3 protein-coding genes are annotated in these 3,118 nt (G+C 70.9%); 1 reads left to right on the top strand and 2 read right to left on the bottom strand.

Annotated elements, in window-relative coordinates:
• Positions 1-547, bottom strand: a 547-nt coding sequence (locus I55_RS36965) for a hypothetical protein (RefSeq protein WP_199902535.1), incomplete at its 3' end; no start/stop codon positions are given.
• A gap of 261 nt (positions 548-808) precedes the next feature.
• Between I55_RS36965 and I55_RS09490 the strand changes: the two genes are divergently transcribed.
• The gene (locus I55_RS09490; protein WP_044560289.1) at positions 809-2,401 is read left to right on the top strand and encodes a Na+/H+ antiporter; all 1,593 of its coding nucleotides are present in this window, start codon (positions 809-811) and stop codon (positions 2,399-2,401) included.
• Positions 2,402-2,457: 56 nt separating this feature from the next.
• Here the strand turns inward: I55_RS09490 and I55_RS09485 are convergent, their stop codons facing one another.
• Positions 2,458-3,006, bottom strand: coding sequence for a PadR family transcriptional regulator (locus tag I55_RS09485; RefSeq protein ID WP_044560288.1), 549 nt, complete (start codon positions 3,004-3,006; stop codon positions 2,458-2,460).
• Positions 3,007-3,118: the final 112 nt, after the last annotated feature.

The raw sequence follows: 3,118 nt of genomic DNA, 5'->3' as shown, positions 1-3,118 counted from the left end.
GGCCGCCCGGCGTGGCCAGCGAGACCATGCCGCCATAGGTTTCGGCCACGTGCAGCATCAGCGCCAGGGTGACCTGGTCCACGAACAGGCGGCTGCCCCGGCCCTGGGCGTCCATGGCCGGTCCCTCCAGCATGGGCAGCAGGGCGGAGGCCAGGCTGTGCGCCACCGGGTCCACCGTGCCGCGCGCGCAGGCGAAGCCGCGGATGGCCGGGCGCCCCAGTTCCGCCGTCACCGCGTCCAGGCTGGCGCGGGGAATGTGGAAGCGCACGTTGTCAAAGGCCGACAGGTGGCGGCAGGCCCATCCCTCCTCCAGGTGGGTGATGGCCAGCGCCCGGCGGGCGTGGCCGCCGCCAAAGACCAGCCGGCCGCCGCGCCACAGCTCATGCCGGGCGAAGTCGCGCAGCTGGATGATGGCGGCGAAGGCGTCCTGGCAGGCGATGTCTTGCCGCTCCGCCATGTCGGGCTGCTCTTGCCGCAGGCGGACCACCACCACGTCGCTAGCCTGCACCACCGCCGCGCGCGGCCCCGGCAACCCTGCATCCGGCATGATGCGCATCCCCCACGCTTGATCGAATCCCACTTCACCTGGCCCACTTCACCTGGCAAGGGGGCTGCCCCCTAGACTACAGCCCCTGGCGATGGCATGTCGAAAGGCGCGGGCGCGGGGCCGGGGTGTCCCATCCGTCCATAAGGATAGGATGATCCTTCAAATCCACACGCGTCCGGACAAGAACGGATGTGGCCCGGACCCTACCGTGCCCTTTATTCTCTACCGAAACCATTTTCCAGCCTTATCGATCGGAACATCATGAGCAGCGTCGGGCAGTTCGAATTCATCCTGCTGCTGCTGGTGGCCATCCTGGGCCTGAGGCTGGTGGCGGGCCGGCTGGGCCTGCCACCGGCGGCCGCGCTGATCATCGGCGGCATGGGCCTGGCCTTCGTGCCGGGCGTGCCGGCCTTCGACCTGGACCCCGACCTGGTGCTGGTGCTGTTCCTGCCGCCCCTGCTGATGGACGGCGCCTACTACACCGTCTGGCGGGAGTTCCGGCGCAACCTGGGCACCATCCTGCAACTGGCCATCGGCGCCGTGCTGTTCACCACCCTGGCCGTGGGCGTCGTCACCCACCTGCTGGTGCCCAGCCTGCCCTGGGCCGTGTGCTTCGCCCTGGGCGCCGTGGTCTCGCCCCCTGACGCCGTGGCCGCCAAGGCGGTGCTGGAGCATGTGACCCTGCCCCGCCGCCTGGTCGTGCTGCTGGAGGGGGAGAGCCTGCTGAACGACGCGGCCGGCCTGGTGCTGTTCCGCTTCGCCATCGCCGCCGCCCTGACCGGCACCTTCAGCCTGGGCCAGGCCACGCTGGCCTTCACCGGGCTGGCCGTGGGCGGCGCCATCGTGGGCGCCGCCCTGGCCTACCCCTGGGTCAAGGGCCTGCGCCTGCTGAAGAACGAACAGCTGACCATCACCGCCATCTTCCTGCTGCCCTGGGCCGCCTATATCTGCGGCGAGGCGGCGGGCGTGTCCGGCGTCATCGCCACCGTCACTGCCGGGCTGGTGCTGGGATGGCACCAGCATGAGGTGTTCACCGCCGGCGTGCGCCTGATGGGCACCGCCGCCTGGCAGGTCATGGTGTTCGTGCTGGAGGCGCTGGTCTTCATCCTGATCGGCCTGTCGCTGCGCGGGGTGATGGCGCGCCTGGGGGGCGTGGAACACGCGCTGGGGACCCTGGCGGTGCCGGTGCTGGCCGTCCTGGCCACGGTCGTGGCCGCCCGCTTCGCCTGGGTTTTCGCGGCGGAGGGGGTGGGCCAGCTCCTGGGCCTGGTCACCCGCCGCCGCGTGCCGTGGTCGCCGGCCAGCGCCACGCTGCTGGCCTGGGCCGGCATGCGCGGCGTGGTCACCCTGGCCGTGGCCCTGTCCATCCCGACCGAGGTGCCGGGCCGCGACCTGATCCTGGCCGCCGCCTTCGCCGTCATCCTGGGCACGGTGCTGATCCAGGGCGGCAGCCTGGGGCCGTTGATCCGCTGGCTGGGCCTTGACCGGTCAGCCGGCCACCAGGGCCCCGTGCTGACGGCGCCGCAGGCCCTGGCCGCCGTCACCACCGCCCAGCTTGAGGCCGTGCGCGCCCGCGCCCACAACGCCGATGGCAGCGTGCGCCACCCCCGCCTGCTGGAGCAGTACACCCACCGCGCCCGGGTGGCCGACCGCTATTCCCGGGAACGGGAGACGCTGAGCGCCGACCGGGCGGAGCATTACGACGTGATCCTGGCCACCATCGCCGCCGGCCGGGCCGAGGTGCTGCGCCTGCACCGCACCGGCCGCATCCACGACGACGTGCTGCACGTGCTGGAGTACGAGCTGGATTTGCAGGAGATGGCGGCCACCACGTCGCGCGGAAGATTGGGGTAACCCGTGCCTTCAGGCACTGACGGTCTTGACCCGCACCGACAGGTGCCATGCCGGTGCTATTGAGCCTGGTCCTTCCCGTCCTCCGCCAGCACCCCGATGGCCTTGCGGCAGAAATCCACCCACAGGGTTTCCACCATGATGCCGGCCTTTAGCACCAGGTGCCGCAATTCCCGCTGGCGGGTGCGCGCCTCATCAGCGAAGTCACGGTCCTCGATCTCCTGGTACAGCGCCAGCTTTTCCAGGTGCAGGGCTAGGTGGCTTTCGATGTCGCGCACCAGACCGGTGGGGCCGATCACCGCCTCCGCCCGCAGGCGCACCATCAGCTCGTCGCGCAGGGGCTTGGGCTCCCGCGCCTCCCCGGTCCAGCGGCGCAGCTCCTCCCGCCCCGCCGGCAGCACCTGGTAAGCGCGCTTGCGGCCGCGGCCAGCCTCCGGCGCCAGCGCCGTGATCCAGCCCAGGTCCTCCAGCCGCTTCAGCTCCCGGTATATCTGCTGGTGCGTCGCCTGCCAGAAGAAGCCGATGGACCGGTCGAAACGGCCCGCCAGCTCTGAGCCGGAGCACGGCCGTTCCAGCAGGGCGGTCAGCAGGGCGTGGGGTAGGGACATCGGGGGCGGCTCCGGCAACGAACCTCCCCACCGTAGCCGCCCCGCGCCGCTTTATGCAACCAGTTGCACAAACGGCGCGCCTGACCCATTATGCAACAAGTGCAAAAAAAGC

The organism is Azospirillum sp. B4 (genome assembly GCF_000333275.1).
Taxonomy (GTDB): domain Bacteria; phylum Pseudomonadota; class Alphaproteobacteria; order Azospirillales; family Azospirillaceae; genus Nitrospirillum.
This window is presented reverse-complemented; position numbering and strand designations above follow the sequence as displayed.